The organism is Paradesulfitobacterium ferrireducens, from assembly GCF_017310645.1.
In the GTDB taxonomy this organism is placed as follows: domain Bacteria; phylum Bacillota; class Desulfitobacteriia; order Desulfitobacteriales; family Desulfitobacteriaceae; genus Paradesulfitobacterium; species Paradesulfitobacterium ferrireducens.
Map to the genome: position 1 here is coordinate 1 of NZ_JAFLRH010000005.1, position 20,475 is coordinate 20,475.

General features: G+C 46.5%; 19 protein-coding genes, 1 rRNA gene and 1 pseudogene. 15 read left to right on the forward strand and 6 right to left on the reverse strand.

All coding sequences use genetic code 11. The annotated features are described in order from the left end of the window. Nucleotides 1-119 (forward strand): 23S ribosomal RNA (locus J0X21_RS02080); the annotation flags it as partial. Between the two features lie 240 nt (nucleotides 120-359). Here J0X21_RS02080 and J0X21_RS02085 read toward each other — a convergent pair. Continuing rightward, nucleotides 360-1,727 (reverse strand): ATP-binding protein, encoded by a 1,368-nt coding sequence (locus J0X21_RS02085; RefSeq protein ID WP_206809884.1) that lies wholly within the window; start codon nucleotides 1,725-1,727, stop codon nucleotides 360-362. A 151-nt stretch (nucleotides 1,728-1,878) separates the two neighbouring features. Here J0X21_RS02085 and J0X21_RS02090 point away from each other — a divergent pair, with 151 nt between their 5' ends. Next, a complete protein-coding gene (locus J0X21_RS02090) occupies nucleotides 1,879-3,831 on the forward strand; it encodes an ABC-F family ATP-binding cassette domain-containing protein (RefSeq protein WP_206809886.1) in 1,953 nt (650 codons plus the stop codon). A 266-nt stretch (nucleotides 3,832-4,097) separates the two neighbouring features. Here J0X21_RS02090 and J0X21_RS02095 read toward each other — a convergent pair whose 3' ends face one another. Further along, the gene (locus J0X21_RS02095; protein WP_206809894.1) at nucleotides 4,098-4,631 is read right to left on the reverse strand and encodes a CoxG family protein; all 534 of its coding nucleotides are present in this window, start codon (nucleotides 4,629-4,631) and stop codon (nucleotides 4,098-4,100) included. A 228-nt stretch (nucleotides 4,632-4,859) separates the two neighbouring features. Here J0X21_RS02095 and J0X21_RS02100 point away from each other — a divergent pair, with 228 nt between their 5' ends. Both J0X21_RS02100 and J0X21_RS02105 read left to right on the forward strand, forming a co-directional pair. Continuing rightward, on the forward strand, nucleotides 4,860-5,864 hold the full coding sequence (locus J0X21_RS02100) for a class I SAM-dependent methyltransferase (protein ID WP_206809896.1): 1,005 nt from the start codon (nucleotides 4,860-4,862) through the stop codon (nucleotides 5,862-5,864). 172 nt (nucleotides 5,865-6,036) lie between these two features. After that, nucleotides 6,037-6,294: a sensor histidine kinase gene (locus J0X21_RS02105; protein ID WP_206809898.1), complete on the forward strand. Its 258-nt coding sequence runs from the start codon at nucleotides 6,037-6,039 to the stop codon at nucleotides 6,292-6,294. A 91-nt stretch (nucleotides 6,295-6,385) separates the two neighbouring features. Here J0X21_RS02105 and J0X21_RS02110 read toward each other — a convergent pair whose 3' ends face one another. Then, nucleotides 6,386-6,622: a hypothetical protein gene (locus tag J0X21_RS02110; protein ID WP_206809900.1), complete on the reverse strand. Its 237-nt coding sequence runs from the start codon at nucleotides 6,620-6,622 to the stop codon at nucleotides 6,386-6,388. A 148-nt stretch (nucleotides 6,623-6,770) separates the two neighbouring features. Between J0X21_RS02110 and J0X21_RS02115 the strand changes: the two genes are divergently transcribed. The 11 genes and pseudogenes from J0X21_RS02115 to J0X21_RS02165 all read left to right on the forward strand — a co-directional run bounded on the left by J0X21_RS02115 (nucleotide 6,771) and on the right by J0X21_RS02165 (nucleotide 18,122). Continuing rightward, on the forward strand, nucleotides 6,771-7,154 hold the full coding sequence (locus J0X21_RS02115; RefSeq protein ID WP_206809902.1) for a helix-turn-helix transcriptional regulator: 384 nt from the start codon (nucleotides 6,771-6,773) through the stop codon (nucleotides 7,152-7,154). Nucleotides 7,155-7,329: 175 nt separating this feature from the next. Then, a complete protein-coding gene (locus J0X21_RS02120; RefSeq protein WP_206809904.1) occupies nucleotides 7,330-8,163 on the forward strand; it encodes an IclR family transcriptional regulator in 834 nt (277 codons plus the stop codon). A 498-nt stretch (nucleotides 8,164-8,661) separates the two neighbouring features. Then, nucleotides 8,662-9,243 (forward strand): uracil-DNA glycosylase, encoded by a 582-nt coding sequence (locus tag J0X21_RS02125; protein ID WP_206809906.1) that lies wholly within the window; start codon nucleotides 8,662-8,664, stop codon nucleotides 9,241-9,243. A 58-nt stretch (nucleotides 9,244-9,301) separates the two neighbouring features. Then, the gene (locus J0X21_RS02130) at nucleotides 9,302-10,015 is read left to right on the forward strand and encodes a ClpP family protease (RefSeq protein WP_206809915.1); all 714 of its coding nucleotides are present in this window, start codon (nucleotides 9,302-9,304) and stop codon (nucleotides 10,013-10,015) included. 32 nt (nucleotides 10,016-10,047) lie between these two features. Beyond that, complete coding sequence (locus J0X21_RS02135) at nucleotides 10,048-10,314, forward strand: hypothetical protein (protein WP_206810071.1); 267 nt, start codon at nucleotides 10,048-10,050, stop codon at nucleotides 10,312-10,314. Between the two features lie 154 nt (nucleotides 10,315-10,468). After that, nucleotides 10,469-12,928, forward strand: coding sequence for an FtsK/SpoIIIE family DNA translocase (locus J0X21_RS02140; RefSeq protein ID WP_328812072.1), 2,460 nt, complete (start codon nucleotides 10,469-10,471; stop codon nucleotides 12,926-12,928). Nucleotides 12,929-12,985: 57 nt separating this feature from the next. Continuing rightward, a complete protein-coding gene (gene mnmH, locus J0X21_RS02145; protein WP_206809929.1) occupies nucleotides 12,986-14,044 on the forward strand; it encodes a tRNA 2-selenouridine(34) synthase MnmH in 1,059 nt (352 codons plus the stop codon). Next, nucleotides 14,001-14,542 (forward strand): annotated as a pseudogene (locus J0X21_RS02150) (DUF3388 domain-containing protein). The gene mnmH and the pseudogene J0X21_RS02150 overlap by 44 nt, the downstream one beginning before the upstream one ends. A 23-nt stretch (nucleotides 14,543-14,565) precedes the next feature. Then, nucleotides 14,566-15,339: a helix-turn-helix domain-containing protein gene (locus J0X21_RS02155; protein WP_206809932.1), complete on the forward strand. Its 774-nt coding sequence runs from the start codon at nucleotides 14,566-14,568 to the stop codon at nucleotides 15,337-15,339. A gap of 30 nt (nucleotides 15,340-15,369) precedes the next feature. Beyond that, entirely contained in the window at nucleotides 15,370-15,861 is a 492-nt protein-coding gene (locus tag J0X21_RS02160) for a YajQ family cyclic di-GMP-binding protein (RefSeq protein WP_206809933.1), read from the forward strand. Between the two features lie 281 nt (nucleotides 15,862-16,142). Further along, complete coding sequence (locus J0X21_RS02165) at nucleotides 16,143-18,122, forward strand: YgiQ family radical SAM protein (protein ID WP_206809935.1); 1,980 nt, start codon at nucleotides 16,143-16,145, stop codon at nucleotides 18,120-18,122. Here the strand turns inward: J0X21_RS02165 and J0X21_RS02170 are convergent. From J0X21_RS02170 to J0X21_RS02180, 3 genes are all read right to left on the reverse strand, one after another. Beyond that, a complete protein-coding gene (locus J0X21_RS02170; protein ID WP_206809937.1) occupies nucleotides 18,119-19,204 on the reverse strand; it encodes an inorganic phosphate transporter in 1,086 nt (361 codons plus the stop codon). The two genes, J0X21_RS02165 and J0X21_RS02170, sit on opposite strands and share 4 nt — an antisense overlap. Before the next feature lie 259 nt (nucleotides 19,205-19,463). Further along, entirely contained in the window at nucleotides 19,464-19,877 is a 414-nt protein-coding gene (locus J0X21_RS02175; RefSeq protein ID WP_206809939.1) for a putative zinc-binding protein, read from the reverse strand. Next, entirely contained in the window at nucleotides 19,864-20,292 is a 429-nt protein-coding gene (locus J0X21_RS02180; protein ID WP_206809941.1) for a PadR family transcriptional regulator, read from the reverse strand. Before J0X21_RS02180 ends, J0X21_RS02175 begins: the two co-directional genes overlap by 14 nt. Nucleotides 20,293-20,475: the final 183 nt, after the last annotated feature.

Here is a 20,475-nt window from a genome sequence, read left to right on the forward strand (position 1 = left end):
AGATTTCCCACAGCATAAGCTGGTAAGACCCCTGAATGATGATCAGGTTGATAGGCCCGATGTGGAAGTCCCGTGAGGGATGGAGCTGACGGGTACTAATCGGTCGAGGGCTTGACCTAAATAAAGGAGTCAGGATTCAGAAGACAGGATTCAGAATGAAGAAAGTCTGAAGATGAGAGGCTTCGAACGCTAAGCATATAAGGTGAACTCACTGGGCTTAAACCAAAGTGAGTAGGATTTTTTAACAGAAAAGGAAAACTCAAATTCGAACATCGAGCTTCGAATATCGTACTTCGAATTTGATCTGTGCAGTTTTGAGAGAACAACTCTCAAGAACATAATAATAACAAAAGAGACTATCAGTTTAGATAGTCTCCTTTGTTTTGCGTAGCGTGTTGTTGAGCAATTAGATGGTCGATAAATTGGCGGGCAGTTCGCCCGGAACGGCCATTGTGCCACATTTCCCAGCGCAAAGCCTCATTCCGCAATTCTTGGTGATTAATTTGGAGATTGTTTTGGCTTGCTAAAGCTTCGACGATTTTAAGGTAACCCTCTTGATCGGGAGAAAGGAAGGTTACCGTGATGCCGAATCTGTCAGACAGGGACAATTTTTCCTCATGTCCATCTTGGCTATGAACATCCGTTTGACGCTCGGTGTAGGTTTCTTTAATCAGATGGCGTCGATTGGATGTGGCATAAATCAAGACATTAGTTGGGCGTGTTGAAATGCCGCCTTCTAACATAGTCTTTAAAGTTTTGTAATCCAGTTCGTTATCATCAAACGATAGGTCATCAATGAACAAAATGAATTTAGCAGGTTCATTTGCTAATACAGGGTAGATATAGGGGAGATCTGCCAAATGGTTTTTGGCAATTTCCACTAGACGCAGGCCTTGTTCGACATATTCATTTAAGAGGGCTTTTACCATTGAAGATTTGCCGGTACCGCGGCTGCCATAGAGGATGATATTATTGGCAGGCAATCCGGATAAAAAGTTCTCGGTGTTTTCAACAACTGTTTGTTTCTGGCTGACTAGCCCGATTAAATGCTCAAGCCGGATCGGGTCGGGGTTGGGGATTCCTACCAGACATGAACTATTCGTGTCCTTTTGCCACTTGGCTGCCGCAAATTGACTGAATAGACCATAGCCTGCTCGAGAATAAAATGAGATTAGTTCATCGATGCAAGATTCCCAGGGATGATTGAACAGGCACTTTATCATATTTTGACGGGCATTGTGAAGCCAGCGGGCAGCATTCGCTAAGTTCTCAGTGTAAACCGGAGTCGGTGTAAGCATTGATTCATGATTCCATTCCGGCCAGTTGGATGGATTCAGGGGGTGATCGGAAGGCAGATTCCAGTCGGTGCCCGCTTTTTGGAACAAAGAAATGCTGCGCTCTTTTATTTCATTGAGCGTTACCTTCGCAACCTCGTGCAAGATGCTGAGGTCACGGGCCGCAAGCTCCCTAAGGGATGAGCTAATTCGAGTGCCTTGAGCAGAGGCGCTTCGGGTAAATAGATTATCGTCATTGATAATTAAATCACCTAATATTCTCGGCCACCCACGTGTTATTGCAGTCGCATAAAAGCGGTGATAAGCCGGTAAAACCCGATTAGGGTCTGCCTCCCGAAGGGAATCCATCAGTTCCTGCCAGGCCTTGACGCTGTCATTATCCTTTACTGCCCGGTATATCGAGAGTCCTGACAGCAAACTTGAATGTATCAAGTTAGTCACTCCTCATAATTTTGTACAAATATTTTACCATATACCGACGCTTTGTGTTAGTTTTTGACCAAGATGTTTTAATGGGCTTTTCTTGAAAAGTAGATCGTTGCCAGGTAATATGAAGAGAGCAATTGATAAGAGGAAAATAAGAATGAACATATTAACGGCGGAAAATCTGGAAAAATCCTATGGCACAAAGATCTTGTTTAAGAACATTACCTTTGGCATCGATGACACAGATAAAATCGGCTTAATCGGGGTAAATGGCACGGGTAAGTCAACCTTGTTAAAGGTACTTGTGGGCTTAGAACCTGCTGATCGAGGGCAAATCACCATGGGCCATGGAATCCAGGTGGAGTATTTGCCTCAAGATCCCTCTTTTGAAAACGGGACCACGGTGCTCGAGCAGGTATTTAAGGGTTATTCCCCGGTGATGCAACTGCTACGGGAATACGAACAGACACTCTATGAACTCGAAAATCAACCTGAAAATACCATCCTGCAAAATAAGTTAATTTCATTAGGTCAGAGAATGGATTTAGAGAATGCCTGGAAGCTTGAAACCGAAGCCAAAATCGTTTTAACCAAACTTGGCATATATGATTATAATGTTCAGGTTGATTATTTATCGGGGGGGACGAGAAAAAGGATTGCTTTAGCGAGTGCCCTGATTACTCCTGCAGATTTACTGATTCTGGACGAACCAACCAACCATCTTGACCCGGAAACCGTGGAATGGCTGGAACAATATTTGAACAAACGTAAGGGTGCCTTGCTTATGGTTACTCACGATCGTTATTTTTTAGACAGAGTGGTGAACAAAACCTTTGAGCTGGATCGAGATGAGCTCTATTCTTACATAGGCAATTACAGTGTCTTTCTCAAAGGAAAACTCCTGCGTCTGGAACAGGAGCGGGCTTCTGAAGACAAAAGGCAAAACTTATTGAGAAATGAGTTAACCTGGATTCAAAGAGGGGCGAAAGCCCGTACGACCAAGCAAAAAGCGAGAATTGACCGCTACAATGCTCTCTTGGAACAGAAACCTCAAGCAATCGCCGATAAGATCGAAATCTCAGTCGGAAGCAGCCGGCTTGGGAAAAAAGTAATTGAATTAAACCGGGTTAGCAAGTACTTTGCCGGACGATTTGTCATAAAGGATTTTAGTTATATTATTTTGCGAAACGACCGTATCGGCGTGATTGGCCCGAATGGGTACGGAAAATCGACGCTTTTAAATCTTATTGCCGGGAGGTTTGAGCCGGACCAAGGAAATATTGATATTGGTCCAACCGTGAAGATCGGATACTTTTCCCAGGAGAACACAGACATTAATGATTCTCTGCGAGTGATTGATTATATTAAGGAAGAAGCTGAGGTGCTTCCAACGGCCGAGGGCATTTTTATTACCGCATCCCAAATGTTAGAGCGGTTTTTATTTCCCCCTGCTCTGCAATGGACACCGATCTCCAAACTTTCCGGCGGAGAGAAAAGAAGACTTTACCTCCTGCGCGTTCTAATGAGTGCCCCTAATGTACTGCTTTTGGATGAGCCGACCAATGATCTGGATATCCAAACCTTAACTATCCTGGAGCAGTATCTTGACGAATTTCCCGGGGCTGTGATTTCGGTTTCCCATGACCGTTATTTTCTAGATCGCACGGCGGAAAAGATCTTCGCCTTTGAAGCAGACGGCCGAATCAAGGAGTTCATAGGCAACTATTCAGAGTACTTAGAGCACGTAAAAGAGAAGGCCGATTTGCAAAAGCTAGACTCAGTGAATCTTCAAAAACAGGGAGCCATTAATATTGGACGCGATCAGCGTCATAGAGAGTCTGGAAATATACAGGAAGTAAAGGCCAAAGCTCCAAAATTCACCTTTAAGGAGCAACGGGAGTATGAACTGATTGATAGCATGATTGAAGCCGCAGAACAGGAGCTTAAAGAGATTAACAACCGGATTAATTCAGCTGGCAGTGACTATGCTTTATTAACGGAATTAGTCAAGGTTCAGGAGGAGCTTAAACAGAAACTCGATCATTTGATTGAACGGTGGGCCTATCTCAATGAACTGGCAAATGAGATTGAGCAATACAAACGGGGTTAGGGTTACATTCTACGACCACTACATTCCTACCGCTTTCTTTGGCTTTATACAAAGCGATATCAACCCGATTCATAATGAGATTAGGCACTAAGAAGTAAATTCCTAAAACAAAAACGTTAATCGCCAGGGCTTGGGCAAGAAAATGAGGGTTTTCATAAACCATCAGGATTACCAAGAACAGGGTAATTGAAATCAGCTCATAGAGAGTAAGCTTGATCACCGAAGGATAACTTAGAAAAAAGTCCGGTTTATGCATTTGCCATGGACTAATCGCCTATCCGGTTCAAATCCGTATACCCTGCGTCCCAACCATGCGTATCAACAACAGTTATGGCTTTTTCTACAGGCCGATAAAGTTCCTCGATTAACGCCTTGATGCTTTGGATCCACTCTTCTGTTAAACTTTCTATTTTTGCTCGTAAAATCATTCGGCCGAGATTGGCGAGCGTTCCGGTAATATTTAATTCCGAGGCAATGGCAACTTCCGTTGATCGGTCATTGAGGGCATGTAGATCCAGGGTAGTGGTTTGTGTGACTCTGCCAATTAACCTCTGCCCTTCCCAAGTTGTATCGGTTCTAATGTGGAGCGGCGAATGTTGTTCTTTAATCTGACTAATGAGTTTGAAGCGGGCCTTAAGGCATTCAATTTTTACAGTGACTAGGCTTAAAATAGTGTTTTCGTCAATCACTTCGACATGCTCGCAACCGGGAAATGTTTTGCCAATATTAAAAGGATTGAACATAACATCCCAAACTTCTGCTATGGGAACGGTTATAAGAAACTTGTTCGTGATTTTCATTTCACTTCTCCTTTAAAAGCGGGATAATACAAGGTATTCGCAGTTGCATAGTTTGGCTACCTAAAAGTTAACCTTACGGTCCACATTCGCACCGGAAAGAACGACCTTTATTAAGTCATAATCCCAGTACTGCCAAAATCAAAGTTTACTTTCGGCATTGATTTATTTGCACGATCTCAAAGCGCCGGCTGTAAACTATGGTATGACTTTGAGGAGGAGTGACCTGAATTGGAAGCTGGCATGCTGGCACTGCTGGGCAAAACAATTAAGCTGATGGAAAGCCTTGGATTTCTGTGGATACTTACGTCCGGGTTTGAGCTTAATTTGTGGGATGAATTAAAGGAAGAAAAAACACTGGATGATCTGATTACGCTGCATCCGGCATGGGATAGGCTGCTCTTGGACCACTGGCTGGAACAGGCGGGTTCCCTTGGTTTATTGATAAAGGACAACCAATCCTACAAACTTTCTAAACTGGGCAAAGCCGTTCAATCTTACCGTTATGAAGGACTCGAAGCTCTCTATAAAGAACTGGTAAAGCATTGGAGCCCGGTGTTTGCCGACTTGCCGCAGCTCATTACGGGAGATGCGGACAAAAAGAGCTTTGCCTCGGAAATGGAGGAGGAATTAATCGCCAAGGCATCCCTGGCCTCTGAACCGTTTGTGTGGCCGTTCTTAGTTAAGAAATTTAATGACAGCAAATGGAGGAGAATCCTTGATATTGGCTGTGGGGAAGGTTTGTATCTGCAGAAACTTATGGAATTTTCCCCTTCGTTACAGGGAATAGGAATCGAGATAAACCCGGAGGTGACTTTAAGGGCCAGAACCAATTGTGCGGCTTATAACGACCGTCTTAAAATCATCTGCGCCGATGCCCTGGATTTCCAACTGGATATCGGAACTTTTGACGTATCTTTGCTCAACAACAACATTTATTACTTTAACCCGGATCAAAGAATAACTCTCTTATATAACATTAAGAAAGTTCTAAACCCGGGAGGACAGATCGGGATCTTAACTGCATTAAGGGGAACCAACGACCAATTAGAGTTGTTTTCAACGCAGATGCCGCGCCATCTTATGAGCTTTTTTCTCGCCTGTCACCGGGGATTTCGGGGTTTGCCGACCGAGGCTGAGATCAGAGAGCTGTTAACTCTCACAGGCTACATCGATTTAGAAGTTATCCCTTTGCCCTTTGGCATGTCGCATTTCTTTTTTGCTTCGAGCGTTTAACGGTGAAATGCTTTTGGGAACTGGCGAACATGGAAACTGAAGTATTGATGGGCGAAGTTAAGAGAAGGCTGTCTTGACGGTGCTGCCGCCGCTCATGATTAGTGACGAGATGAGCTTGGAATATCTGCTTATAAGCTTTTAAGTTATATCATATAAAGTGATTTACGATAACATGTATGAGGCCTTGACCAATGCCCTTAAATATTCAGAGGCGACCGCAATTACGGTGAAGCTTGACATCTTGAACACCTTGGTCAAGGCTGAGGTCCGGGATAACGGGATCGGAGCCCATGTGCTGCAAAAAGGTTTGGGCCTTGCCGGGATGGAAGAGCGAAGCCAGAGCTGTGGGGGTAAGGTAATTATTGACGGGAGCAACGGTTTTTCCGTAATCACACTGCTGCCGCTGGAGGAGGAAAATCATGCCCATTAGAGTGCTGATTGCCGATGATGATGCCTTAATCCGGGAAGGGTTAAAGAACCCTCTTCCATTGCGGAAGAGGGTTCTCTTTTGGGCTACATCTTTATGCTTCACTGTTTGGCTTGACCAGGTCTAAGGTTTTCTGAATTTCTGCCAACTGCGCTTCTAATTTTTCTTTGGCTTGTAGCAAATGTTCGATGCGTTCTTCGTGAGTTAAATAGGCCCAACCGTGTCCGCCGTAATGGTGTCCGTGATCGAAACCATCTCCATGACTGTGCTGACGGCAGTGACAATCCCGATGTCCCATGCCTTTTTCATGAAAGCTGTGGTGATAACACATAAAAGAAACCTCCTCTCAAACTCATCTATATGCTATTAACATATAGATGTTGATATTAGTTTAGTTCTGTGTTAATTTAATGTCAATCCCTTGCAAAAAAAATTCATAAATAATCCCTTATGAAAAATTAAGGAGGTCTATCCTTAGGATGTGTAGTTGTCACGGACCACGCCACAGAAACTGTCACCATCAACCGGGTAATAAACCGGAGAGGTTTATCCAACCGTCTTTACTGCTATGTTTGGCGGAAAAATCTTCATACGGTTACGAACTGATAGAACAGCTGGGTAGTTTTCGGCTGCATTCCGGAAATCCCGACCCTGGAGCTGTTTATCGGCACCTTCGCCGTTTAGAGATGGAAGGGTATGTAGAATCACATTGGGAAACTGGGGAGGCAGGTCCGGCTAAGCGGATGTATACTATTACTGCAGATGGAATTAGTCTTCTCAAGGCGTGGGCTGCTGAATTAGAAGAGCGTAAGGCTGCCTTGGAAGAGTATTTGCACAAGTATCAGAAGCTAACCAATAAATGAGGCCGTCCGGAAAGAACTTACCGTTGACACCCGAAAAATTGCCGTTAACCCCTTATTTTCTTCGTCTCAGGTTAATATTCTTTTCAAACTGCTCAGGCGTCCCCTAAAATACAGATCAAAAAAGAGATATCGGAATACAATTCCACATTGCGGAAAGAGATAAGCGGAGGAGATTATGAGGGGTCAAGAGGAGAGTAAAAAGGATAGACCGGAAACTAATAAGGACAGTTCAGAAAGCATGAGGTCTAGATCAGAAGGTGTTCAAACTGTTGAAAAAGCGCTGACAATATTAACTACATTTACTCATTCTCACTCACTTTGGGGTGTTACTGAACTTAGCAATAAGCTGGGTCTGCCGAAAAGTGTTATCCACCGCATCCTGATTTCTATGCAAAAGTTCGGTTTCGTCGAGAAGGATCCGCTCACGGAGAAATACCGACTGGGACTAAGGGTCTTTGAGTTGGGAAAAGTGGCAGCTAGTCAGATGGGGTTGCGCAACATTAGTTTGCCTATTATGGAGAATTTAGCAAGGACCACGGGCGAATCCATATTTTTAACCAAAAGAGACGGCAATGCAGGGGTGGGTATAGAGTGTGTGGAAGGTCCCCAGTCTATGACATTGAAGGCATCGGACAGGGGCAGATTGCCCCTGCATTGTGGCGCTTCCAAAAAGATTCTGCTGGCTTATGAATCTCAGGAATTCATCGAGCATTATATGCAAACAGAAAACCTTGTCCGACTAAGCGATAATAGTCCCATTAATCCCAAGGCTTTGCGCAAAGAATTAGCTAAGATACGCCGCGAAGGCCTTTGCATTAGTACTGATGAAGTTGATTTCGGAGCAGCTATGATAGCTGCGCCTATTTTTGACCACAATGACAAATTGGCTGCCGGATTAGGAATAGGGGGTCCAGCTTTTCGCTTTACCCCGGAAAAAGTTAAAGAATTTTCTCGGCTTGTAAAGAACGCTGCCATGGACATTTCTCATAAGCTCGGCTATAGCACATAAATTAAATAATTCAAATGAAAAGCCAATAAAAAATCAAAAACCCTGTCTTTGCGGACGTGAACCGAACTCAGTTCAGCTCATACCCCGCGAAGAAAGGGTTTTATTATGCTCGTGTTTAGACATAATCTTTGATTCGCATGTAGTTAATGTATTGAAGGGTCCTGCCGTAATTGATTGGCTTCTATAAAATTGGCTAAGATTGCTTCTTCTTGATCTTCAGTTAACTCATACATACAATCTCTCCTTTAATTCATCATTGTTCGTGGTCCGTACGATTTGTGGACGATTTAGACCTTGTTGGGATTTCGAGATTATTATAACCATTAGGCACAGATTTTCTGCTTCACTGCTCTAATTGTGCCGGACCGGACGCACTTAGACGTAGATGTTGTAGCAGGAGTTTTGGCGCTGCGGCTAGAATTAATACTTAAGGTGTCGCTAAGCTAGATGCTACATAGCTGCTAATGAGATTGTTATATTTAGTAGGGATGGTCTAAGATGGATTTGGTAAGGGAAACAAAGATAAATAACCTCAAAGCTTTGGAGCAAAAAGCCAAAGCGTGTACAAATTGCGGCTTGCGCGCAGGGTGCCGTGGGGTGGTGTTCGGAGAGGGGAACCTTAATTCGCCGGTGATGTTTGTTGGGGAAGGGCCGGGACAGACTGAGGATGAACTGGGAAGGCCGTTTGTGGGCAAAGCCGGGCAGCTTCTGGATAAGATCTTGCTGGCAGCAGAACTGCCGCGCGAAACGGTGTATATCACGAACATTGTTAAATGCAGGCCGCCGGGCAATCGAACTCCGAATATGCAGGAAATGCAAACATGTCTGCCATGGCTGAGGCAACAGTTTACCGTAATGCGCCCCCGGTTTATGGTGCTGCTGGGATTGGCGGCATCCCACGGGATTATTGATCCTAACCTTAAAATGGGACCAAACCACGGACAGTGGTTTGAAAGAGGAAATACCTTGATCATGCCGACATACCACCCGGCGGCAATCTTGCGCAATCCTTCCTTGCGCAAGCCGGCTTGGGAGGATTTTCAAAAGATTAGCCGGGCGGTCAAAGAATGGGCGCATTGAATCTCCGCCAACTCTCCATACTAAAGATGATTATGTCTGCAATAATGGAGGGTGTAAAATGAAAGGGATTTCAGTGGTGCCGAAGAGCAATGAAACTCCGGCTGAGGGACATAAAGAAAGTAATGTTGAAAATCTTAAACAGGTTGGGGAAATCCGCCTGCCGGAACCACCGGGGAACATATTTACCTTGACTATTATTGGCCAAATTGAAGGGCATCAGGTACTGCCGCCGCAAACAAAGACAACTAAGTACGAGCATGTGATTCCACAGCTGGTGGCGGTAGAGCAAAATCCCAAAATTGAAGGTTTATTGGTCATGCTCAATACCGCCGGAGGAGATGTGGAAGCGGGGCTGGCCATTTCCGAGCTTATCGCAAGCCTTAGCAAACCCAGTGTGTCTCTGGTGCTGGGGGGAGGGCATAGCATTGGGATTCCGATCGCCGTGAGTTGTACCCGCAGCTTTATCTCCCCGACCGGAACCATGACCGTTCATCCCATCCGCTATACCGGCCTGGTAATTCACGGCCACCAGCAGTTCGAGTATTTGCAGAAGATGCAGGAACGTGTCAATAAATTTATCATGGAGCATTCGATGATATCCGAAGCGGGTTTGAAGGATTTGATGTTTGCAACAGGAGAACTGGCCCAGGATATCGGTACGATTTTAGTCGGACAAAAAGCGGTGGATGTTGGGCTGATTGGTGCTGTCGGCGGACTTAAAGACGCTTATGCGGAGCTTAACCGGTTAATCGAAGAAAACTCGGAGCAGTAGACTTTTGATAGAGTAGAAAAGAGATGCTTTAATTGAAAGCTGTGAGGAAAGTGAAATGGAAGGTTCTAATCCCAGTTATTTTAATGCTGCTGGTTATTGGCGGCTATTGGGTTTTGCCGGTAGTGCGCCAGGCACAAGCAGGAGGCGGAAATTCTATAACAAGGCAAACACAGATTCCACCCTGGGTAGAGAAGATTACCCTGGTAGCGGCCGGTGATATCCTGATGCATAATACCCAAATTTGGTCCGGACGCCAGGCGGATGGTTCTTATGCCTTTGATTTCTTCGAGCCGATGTGATTTTAGGGAGTTATCCCCACGTGATTGAGCCGATGGAAGTAATAAAAGACGGTGCTAAAGCAAACACGCTCGCTGCTGGGAGAAGGATTTTCACGGGACCCTGGCGAATAGTCATATGGATTATTTTACCACATAAAGTCGGAGGAGGCAGTTCGTGGCTAATAAAAAGGTGCGGCGCAAGTATGACCGCAAAAATCCGAGCCTTAAAGAGACCATCCGCACCGAAGTCATCGGGATTCTTATCGTCGGGATGGCCTGTTTAGGTTTTGTTGCCCTCTATTCGGACCGCAGCGGAGTGGTCGGAGAAAAAATAAGCTTTGCTTTAACAGCTTTAGCGGGCGGAGGAAGAGCTTGGCTTTTAGTGTTAATCGGCCTTGGAGGATTAACCTTTATGAGTAAGCACACCCGGCGGCCAGGCCGGCGCGCGGGCGGAGCGGTGCTCTTATGGCTGGTCATGCTGGGGCTGATGCATTTCCAGCTGCCGGGTTTTCAGGCATTTTCTCAGAAGGATATGTTTGCCGAGGGTAAACTGGGTCATGGCGGGGGCCTGATCGGAGCGGTCCTTGCTCTGGCGCTCAGAACCGCGGTCGGGGTTCAAGGAGGGTATGTGCTGCTCGGGATGGGAGCGCTTATCGGAGCGCTTCTGGTGGTTAACCGCTCCCTGGTCAGCGGTGCGAAAGAGGCAGGCCGGTTGGGGAAAGCCGCTGGGTATTGGATTAAGAACCAGGTGGGAGACTTCGTGTACGTGGTTCAGAATCCTTCGGAAGAAGATGAGTCCCTGGAGGAGAAAGAACTTAAACAATCGGCTGGGTCTAAGCTGATGGATAAAGTTCTCAGTAAGAAAAGGGGAAAGGATGCCGGGAAGCCGGTGGTGCTTGATCCGGATATTGTGGAGAGGCCATTGGTTATCCGTACCTTTGCAGATAGTTTGGTGGACCAAGATGAAGCTCAGGATCCGATTCATGATCCGATGCAAAAAGATTCAATATCTAAAATGCCTATGTCTGCTAAGAGCAGGGTAGGTGCGGGTGAGCCTTACTCTCATGGGGGAACGAGTTCCCAAAACGAGACTCCGTATCAGAGGGAGCCTGCCTCACAAACGGATATTATTCCCGCGGGCAAGCTTACCGGTACTCCGATTTCGCGTCAGGTTAAGCAGGATACCCTCTATGAGCTACCCCCTCTTACCCTTTTGCATAAATCTCTGCGGGTCAAGAATTCACGCCTGAACAAGGACTTAGCGGATAATGTGCGGGTACTCGAGGACACTTTAGACAGCTTTGGTGTCAAAGTGAAAGTGACCCATGTCACCCAGGGTCCGGCGATTACGCGCTATGAGGCCCAGCCCGCCCCGGGGATCAAGGTGAGTAAGATTACCAGCTTAGCGGATGACATCGCTCTAAGTTTAGCTGCTTCGGATGTTCGCATTGAGGCGCCGGTTCCCGGGAAATCTGTGGTTGGGATTGAGGTGCCGAACCGGGAAATTGCCACGGTCCATTTCCGCGAAGTGCTGGATGCTCCGGAATTCCAAAACGCCGCCAGTAAATTAAGCCTGTGTTTGGGCAAGGATATTACCGGAACCCCGGTTGTGGCGGATCTCACCAAAATGCCGCACCTATTGATTGCCGGGGCGACGGGTTCAGGTAAATCCGTGTGTGTTAATACTTTAATCCATAGCATCTTATTTAAGGCCCGCCCGGATGAGGTCAAGTTTTTACTGGTTGACCCGAAGATGGTAGAGCTAACAACTTATAACGGGATTCCGCATTTAATTGCTCCGGTCGTAACCGACCCCAAAAAAGCGGCCGGAGCTTTGAAATGGATTGTGACCGAGATGGAAACGAGGTATGAATTGTTTGCAGCGGCCGGAGTCCGGGATATTGTCAGGTATAACTTCTTAAAAAGCCAGGATAAAGCCGGTGAACAGCCGCCTCTTCCCTATGTTGTGGTTATCATCGATGAGTTGGCGGATCTGATGATGGTAGCCCCGGGTGATGTTGAGGACGCGATTTGCCGTCTGGCCCAGATGGCGCGGGCGGCCGGCATTCACTTGATTGTGGCCACCCAGCGGCCGTCGGTGGATGTCATTACCGGGTTGATTAAGGCCAATATTCCTTCGCGCATAGCCTTTGCAGTGTCTTCCCAGATTGACTCGCGCACGATTCTCGATATGAACGGAGCGGAGAAACTGCTGGGCCGGGGGGACATGCTCTTCTATCCAATGGGTGCGAGCAAACCGGTGCGTGTGCAGGGCTGCTTCTTGGCGGATAAAGAGGTGGAGAATGTCGTAAAATTCCTGCAGGAGCAAGCAAAGCCGGAGTACCAGGAAATACCGAATATTGAGGTTGGCGCGAACAAAGTGGAAGAAGCGGAGGATGAACTTTTTTACCAGGCGGCCCAGCTCTTTATTGAATCCGGGAATGCCTCGGTATCGCTCTTACAGCGGCGCTTGCGCGTAGGGTATACGCGGGCGGCCCGGCTCATGGACATGCTTGAGGATAAGGGTGTCGTGGGAGGGTATGAAGGCTCCAAACCCCGGGAAGTACTTCTAACAAGAGGTCAGTTTGAGCAGAAATTCGGACCCTGGCCGGATGGGAATTTTGTAAAGTCTTGATGCAGGATTATAATAGATAATGTTGAATATATACAAGTTGAAAGGGATAATTAGGGAATGATTAAAGAAATAACAGTGGAAGAATTAGAGGATTTGGCAAATCCCGTCCTGATTGATGTCCGTTCGGAAGGGGAGTATGCCGAAGCCACCATTCCCGGTGCCCTCAATCTTCCCCTGTTTAATAATGAGGAAAGAGCCAAAGTTGGCACGGCTTATGCTCAAGTTTCCCCGGCTCAGGCGCGTAAACTTGGATTGGAATTTGTCAGTCCGAAACTTCCTGATTTAGTAAAAAAAGCGGAAGAGGTTCAAGCAGAAGGACCGTTGGTCTTCTTCTGCTGGCGCGGGGGAATGCGCAGCAAGTCTGTTGCCTCCGTACTCGATCTGATGGGCATGACGGTGTACCGCCTTCAGGGAGGGTATAAAGCCTACCGGCGTAAAGTAGTGGAGTATTTTGAACAGGGTTTTAATAAACATGTGGTCGTTTTGCGCGGGAACACCGGAGTCGGCAAAACGGAGATTCTCCGCAAATTACGGGCGCACGGGTACCCAGCCATTGATTTGGAGAAACTGGCAAATAACAGGGGTTCGGTTTTCGGTGCGATAGGGTTGGGGGACGCTCCTTCTCAGAAGACGTTCGAGTCTATGTTGTTTGAAGAAATAAAGCAGTTCTCAGAGTATGATTATGTGATTGTTGAGTGTGAGAGCAGAAGGATCGGGCGGGTGACCGTACCGGAACGTTTTTTTGAAGGGATGCAGAGCGGTACCCAAATTCTCGTCTATGACAGCCTGGAGCATAGGGTAGCCCGTTTAGTCGAGGAGTATACCCAATTCCCGGATTCAATTCCCCAGATTCGGATGGCTTTAGACAGGCTGGTCAAGCTCTTGGGTCATGACCGGATCGATCAGTATCATGAACTCTTGAATCAGAAGGAACTTGGGGAATTTACCAGGCGCTTGCTGGTGGAATACTATGATAAGCTTTATGGTTATCCTAATGAACCAAGTTTGAGCTATGAATTTTGTCTGAATTATGAAGAGGCAGAGTTGGGTCTAAGGGAGTTGGAGCGCTTTCTTGAATACAGGGTGGACGGACGCAGAGAAGCTTCTGTATCTTGAATATGAGATTCAGCTGGACAAGCCAGGACTACTGGGCGCAGTCACAACTTTATTAGGGATGCTGGAGCTGAATATTCTCACGGTATCGGCCATAGGAGCAAAGAGGCGCGGTTTTTTACTCAGGGCATTGACTGAGGCTAAAGTGGAGGCCTTGAAGACGGCACTGGACCAAGTGAGAGCCATTAATGTAACAGCTTTTCGTCCCCCGACCCTATTGGACCGGATTGCCTTAAGGCATGGCCGAAGGCTTGACCCGGCTGCGGATAATCCGCCGACTTACCGATTTGTACGCGAAGAATTAGGAGTTTTAGTTGACTTTTTAGGAGATACTTTAATTGAAGGGAAAAACCTGATTATCGGAGTGCGCGTGGATTCTTTATCCGTGACGGAAAACTTAAGGTAACATTTGATCTGGTTATTGAAATCAGGAACTCTGTGGATGATGTGATTCGTGCGGAAGATGTGGACCTCAGCTTTTCCGCGTTTGATTTAAGTTAATCTAGGTAAAGGAGGGTGTCGCTATGGCCGGAGAAGGACAGGTATTGCTTAAGGCTCGTGAGGCTAAAGGTTGGAGTTTAGTTGAAGCGGAAGAGGCTACTAAAATTCGTGTGCGCTACTTACAGGCATTGGAAGAAGAAAACTACTCCATACTTCCGGGAAACGCGTATGTCAAGGGGTTTTTGAGAACGTATGCTAAAAATCTCAATCTTAACCCGGAAGAGATTTTAAACCTATATCGAGCATCCGCAGCGTCTGAAGCCGCGCCGGTGTTGGAAGCGCCGCTTACTCCGATACGTCCGAAGTCTTTGTGGCTGCGGCCGTTGGTCGCTGTAGCCATTGGGCTAATCGCGATAGCATTGGTGATTGGGATTGCCTCCTGGAGCCGCATGCAGGCAACTCCACAGAAAACCGCATATGAACCGGCTGCTTTGCCCACAGCGCCCTCTGAGCCTAAAGAGACACCGAATAATCAAGCCAATCCCCCGGCATCCAATCCTCAGCCTTCGGAAACGGTTACTCCCCCTGCGACTCAAGGGTTGTCGGCCAAGTTGGTGTTTACCGAGGATGTCTGGATCGTGGTCAAAGTAGATGGCCAGCCTTCCTTGCAAGGGACATTCCCCGCCGGCACCACCAAGGAATTACAAGCCAAGGATAAGATTGAGCTGGTGAATGTCGGTAATGCCGGAGGGCTGATGATCACTTTAAATGGGCAAGTCCTGCCCAAATTAGGTAAGTCCGGCCAGGTTGTGCGTAACATTGCCCTCTCAAAAGACAATGTGATTAAGGCGCAATAATTTAAATAATTTTTTAAAGGAGAGAATGGTTTGGCTAAAGAGTCTTCATTTGATATCGTGTCCAAAGTGGAAATGCCGGAAGTGGTAAACTCTGTGCATCAGGCGCAGAAAGAGATGGAACAGCGGTTTGATTTTAAAAACAGCAAATCATCCATTGCCTTGGAAGGGGAAAAAATCGTTCTCATATCGGATGATGAGTTTAAGCTGCGCAATGTCACTGACATTTTGGAGAGTAAGCTTGTGAAGCGGGGAGTTTCTTTACGGGCGCTTGAGTATGGCAAGATTCAGCCTGCAGCCGGGGATACCGTGCGCCAGGAGGTCAACCTCGTGCTGGGGATATCCCAGGACAAAGCCAAGCAAATCAATAAAGTAATCAAGGATAGCAAAATCAAGGTAACGAGCTCAATTCAAGGAGATCAAATCCGAGTTGTCGGAAAGAATAAAGATGATTTGCAGGCAGTGATTAACTTATTGCGTAAGGAAGATTTTGGGCTCGAGCTTCAGTTTGTTAATTACCGGTAATTCAAGTCGGGAGTCAGAATTCAGGTTAGGCTAATTCATAGAGAAATTCTGCCAAGAATAGTTTGCGTGTGTTCCGTAAGGCCTGGAGCCGTAGGGGTACACGCTTTTTATTGATTAGGAGTCAGAATTGATTAGTCAGGAGTCAGAATTCAGGAGTCAGTAGACAGTAGATAGAATTCAGTCATAGGGTTGGCCTCGACTCAAAGGAGAAATTATTCAGACGGACCAAGTAGAAATTTTCTGAATTATTAGGTCGGATTCCTATGTCTAGGGGTGAAAGGATGTCAAAGCAGGAATTCCTGCCGATGTGCAAAGCTGAGATGGCTGAGCGCGGCTGGGATGAGTTGGATTTCATCATGATAACAGGAGATGCCTACATCGACCACCCAAGTTTTGGAGCAGCGATTATCACGCGCCTTTTGGAACGGGAAGGATTTAAGGTAGGGGTTATCGCCCAACCGGATTGGAAAGACATCGACGCTTTCCGCGTTTTGGGGCGGCCGCGTTTGGCTGTTCTCATTACCGGGGGTAATTTGGACTCGATGGTGAATCATTATACAGCGGCGAAAAAGCGGCGTTCCCAAGATGTCTATGCGCCCGGGGGTAAAAGCGGGCTCCGGCCTGACCGCGCTACGATCGTGTATTCAAACAAGGTGCAGGAAGCTTTGCCGGAAGTGCCGGTGATAATCGGGGGAGTGGAGGCCTCCCTTAGGCGGTTTGCGCATTATGATTACTGGAGTGATCAGGTGCGGCGTTCCATCCTGCTGGATAGTCAGGCCGATCTCTTGGTTTTTGGGATGGGTGAGAAGGCGATCATCGAAATCGCCAACTGTTTGCGTAATGGAAAGAGCATTCATCACATTACCGATGTCAGGGGAACAATGGTTCCCTGGCGGGGGGAGCCGCCTGAGAGGGCGCAGGTCATTCCTTCATTGGCTGAGGTGAAGGAGAGTAAGAAAAGTTATGCCGAAGGCTTCTGGCAGCAATACCGGGAGCAAGATCCTTATCGGGGCCGTACGCTTTACCAGGCCCACGGACGGGAGGGAGTATTGCAAAACCCGCCTGCCTTACCTCTGACTGAGAAAGAAATGGATGAGGTGTATGAGCTTAATTATGCCCGGAGTTATCATCCCGTGTATGAGCCAGAAGGCGGAGTACCGGCGCTCAAAGAAGTGGAATTTAGCCTGACCAGTTCCCGCGGGTGCCACGGATCTTGCTCCTTTTGTGCGCTTGCCTTTCATCAGGGACGGATTGTGCAGGGACGGAGCGCCGATTCGATTGTGCGGGAGGCAGAAGATCTCACGAAAAGTTCTCATTTTAAAGGGTATATTCATGATGTGGGCGGGCCGACGGCCAATTTCCGGCGCGCCGCCTGTAAAGGGCAATTAAAAAGGGGAGCGTGTGCGCATCGCCAGTGTCTTTTCCCGGAACCTTGCCCTGAGCTTGATGTAGACCACAGCGAATATATCCGGCTCTTGCGGCGTCTGCGGCAGCTTCCTGAGGTCAAGAAAGTTTTTGTGCGTTCCGGGATCCGTTTTGATGCCGTCTTAGCGGACAAAAACAATGACTTTCTGCGGGAGCTCTGTACCTATCATATCAGCGGGCAATTAAAAGTGGCACCGGAGCATGTCAGCCCCACGGTCTTAAAGCGTATGGGCAAGCCCGGCCGTAAGGTGTATGACCGCTTCGTCGAGGAGTATGGGCGGATGAATCAGAAATTGGGGAAAAAGCAATACCTAGTGCCCTATCTTATGTCCTCCCATCCCGGCAGCACGCTGAAGGAGGCGGTGGAACTCGCGGAATACGTCCGCGACATGGGCGTGAACCCGGAACAAGTTCAGGATTTTATTCCTACACCCGGAACCTTGTCTACGTGCATGTATTATACCGGACTTGACCCCAGAACCATGGAACAGGTGTATGTGCCGCGTTCTCCCAAGGAGAAAGCGATGCAGCGGGCCCTGATTCAATACCGTGACCCGAAAAATTATGATTTGGTGGCCGAAGCGCTCAGGTTGGCTCACCGGGCAGACTTAATCGGCTTTGGCCCGAAGTGCCTCATCCGGCCGCGCAAGCACGGAGCAGGAACGAAGCATGAGGGAAGAGATTCAACGCATGAAGGAAGACGCAAAAATAACGAAGCAAGAAGCGCAAAGTCTGGAACAAAGGATGTCAAGAACGTTGGAAGAGGTGCGAAGCAAGGAACAAAGGGTTTTTTCAAGTCCATTTCTGTGGGCTTAGAAATTCAATCAGCTAACTAACCACGAATTATGAAATAAAGAATTGCTGCAATAATTCCTGCAACAGGAAGCGTTACGCCCCATGATAATACCATATCTCGAATTACACGCCAGGAGACACCTCCTGAACCCTTTTTTAGTCCAAAACCGATAATGGCCGATGAAATAACATGGGTTGTAGATACAGGAAGACCAAGTTTAGACGCTGTACTAACCAGGAACGCAGTAGTTATATTAGCCCCAAATGCTTCACGGTCATCCATTTTGGTAAGTTTTTCTGCCAGCAAACGTGTAACTGGAAGACCTTTAACATAACTGCCCAGTGCCATCGCAATCGCTGTAATGAAAAATAGTGGTGTAATCGTCGACGCATTAAGCCCTGTTGTTGAGGTAATAAAGAAACCGAGAGCGACGATTTTAGGCGTATCATTGACTGCTCTTGCAAAGGTTGCAAACATACTCGACAGAAAATGCACTGAACGGAGATAATGACCTTCGGGAAGTCTCATGATGATATTCCATAATATATAAGCAACGATAATCGAAATCACGGGACTGGCCAGTAACGGGATAACTACTTTGCTGTTCAACGCTCCCCACTTAATGTGATTGAACCCAAGGGAAATTATTCCTGCTCCAGTGATGGCACCAGTAATTGCGTGTGTAGTGGATACAGGCATTGAGATTCGCGTAGCTAAGGCAACCCAGAGGATTGCTCCTACTAACGTTGCCAGAGCAATCGATGATGGAAATTTGGTTACATCCAGTAAACCTGATGAAAATAACTTAACCATTTGCCGTCCCAACCACGCTGATGTGATTCCACCTATTAAAGTTGCAACTGATCCGGTCAGGATTGCTATACGGTAGTTTGTAACTCCGCCACTGATTAGAGTTGCAACACTTTTGGAAATATCATTTCCACCATTCTCAAAAGCCAACCACGCCATACAAGCCACACCAAATGATGTAAGCCATCCGCTATGAAAAAGAAACTTGGATGCAAGAGCAGCCAAAATCATCAATAGACCGGTAATTAACCAATTAACTGGTATAGCTGACTGCTTTGAATTTGTTGCAATAACAGAATCTCCACTACTCATCTTTATAGACCATTCCTTTCGCTGCGCTGAAGGCACAAAACAGCATGGAACCGTTGACCTTGAGATTTTTCTTTTTTAAAAGTATCTTATTGAGATGACAGGCAACTACAAATCACGTGGAGGTGAGTGCGCTGCTCTTTAGGGAGTAGATCGTATCTTTATATGTGTGCTCTTTTGATAGCCCAAAGGCACGGGTACTCAGTTATTATTTCAGACTTTATCCTCCCTCTGGAAAATCTTTTTCTCTTATGAGATAAATTTAATTCCCTTGTAGTAATTGAACTATTTTCTTGCCCGCAACTTGAGTCATTTCATTTATAGCTAATTCTGATTTCGGGCCAAGTTTACTCCTTTTCTCACCGTGTAAAGACAGTTTATGTTCCTTGAGGATATCCGGCAGGTAAACTTCTGCATCCACATGCTCACCTTTATCTTGAACCATTTTGGAGGCACAACGATCTTTGCATCCATTTAAAATCAATATAGGGTAGTCGTGGATGAAATCGAGATCTTCCTGAATATTTACCGCCAGAGCAGGTGGACAAACCAGAACGGTTTTGTCCGGAAACATTTCTTCCACCAGCCTGTAACCCGTTTCTCTCGTGATCGGTCCAAAAATCTGTCCAATTCCAGCACATGGCGTTACAGCAACTTTCGTCCTATTTTTCTCCATCAATAATCCCCCTCCATATTAAAGACGTGTTTCCTTTACTACTACTTTTAGTTTGGTCGTATACCATGTGGGCTTCTTCTAGCATCTTTCCAATGGATTGACGATAGTCTTCCAAAGTATCAATCCAGTGAGAAAGGCACTCTTTTCCCTCGTTCGTAATATGGTAAATTCGTTTTGCTGGTCCTGAGTCATCCAATGACCAGGAGGATTCGACCAAACTTCGCTGCTCCATTGCTTTAAGAAAACGATAAACACCGGTTCCATCCGGTTTATGTCCTTTACACATTGGCGATTCAGCGATTCGCTGAACAATTTTATAGCCGTAAAGGTCTTCCTGTGCAAGAATAATTAGAATCATTGGCTGAATAAATTTATCAAGGTTACTTCCATAACAAGGGCATTTGTTAAACTCCATAAGACATACTCCTATAGTAGATTTAGTCTGATATTAATAATAAAATATTAGCGGTATTTGTCAAGATAGTTATCGCTAAAACTGTATAACTTAGTAAGTGAAACACATAGTAATCACCCTCCCACGCTGAACTTAAACGTAAGGAAGGGGGGGTCATGAGCGCTCTTCGCGAATGGATGGGTC

Excerpts from the sequence above, each read along its gene's own strand:
- J0X21_RS02090 (WP_206809886.1), top strand. The coding sequence starts at position 1,879 with ATGAACATATTAACGGCGGAAAATCTGGAAAAATCCTATGGCACAAAG.
- J0X21_RS02095 (WP_206809894.1), bottom strand. The coding sequence starts at position 4,631 with ATGAAAATCACGAACAAGTTTCTTATAACCGTTCCCATAGCAGAAGTT.
- J0X21_RS02105 (WP_206809898.1), top strand. The coding sequence starts at position 6,037 with ATGTATGAGGCCTTGACCAATGCCCTTAAATATTCAGAGGCGACCGCA.
- J0X21_RS02110 (WP_206809900.1), bottom strand. The coding sequence starts at position 6,622 with ATGTGTTATCACCACAGCTTTCATGAAAAAGGCATGGGACATCGGGAT.
- J0X21_RS02115 (WP_206809902.1), top strand. The coding sequence starts at position 6,771 with ATGTGTAGTTGTCACGGACCACGCCACAGAAACTGTCACCATCAACCG.
- J0X21_RS02120 (WP_206809904.1), top strand. The coding sequence starts at position 7,330 with ATGAGGGGTCAAGAGGAGAGTAAAAAGGATAGACCGGAAACTAATAAG.
- J0X21_RS02125 (WP_206809906.1), top strand. The coding sequence starts at position 8,662 with ATGGATTTGGTAAGGGAAACAAAGATAAATAACCTCAAAGCTTTGGAG.
- J0X21_RS02130 (WP_206809915.1), top strand. The coding sequence starts at position 9,302 with ATGAAAGGGATTTCAGTGGTGCCGAAGAGCAATGAAACTCCGGCTGAG.
- mnmH (WP_206809929.1), top strand. The coding sequence starts at position 12,986 with ATGATTAAAGAAATAACAGTGGAAGAATTAGAGGATTTGGCAAATCCC.
- J0X21_RS02155 (WP_206809932.1), top strand. The coding sequence starts at position 14,566 with ATGGCCGGAGAAGGACAGGTATTGCTTAAGGCTCGTGAGGCTAAAGGT.
- J0X21_RS02165 (WP_206809935.1), top strand. The coding sequence starts at position 16,143 with ATGTCAAAGCAGGAATTCCTGCCGATGTGCAAAGCTGAGATGGCTGAG.
- J0X21_RS02170 (WP_206809937.1), bottom strand. The coding sequence starts at position 19,204 with ATGAGTAGTGGAGATTCTGTTATTGCAACAAATTCAAAGCAGTCAGCT.
- J0X21_RS02175 (WP_206809939.1), bottom strand. The coding sequence starts at position 19,877 with ATGGAGAAAAATAGGACGAAAGTTGCTGTAACGCCATGTGCTGGAATT.
- J0X21_RS02180 (WP_206809941.1), bottom strand. The coding sequence starts at position 20,292 with ATGGAGTTTAACAAATGCCCTTGTTATGGAAGTAACCTTGATAAATTT.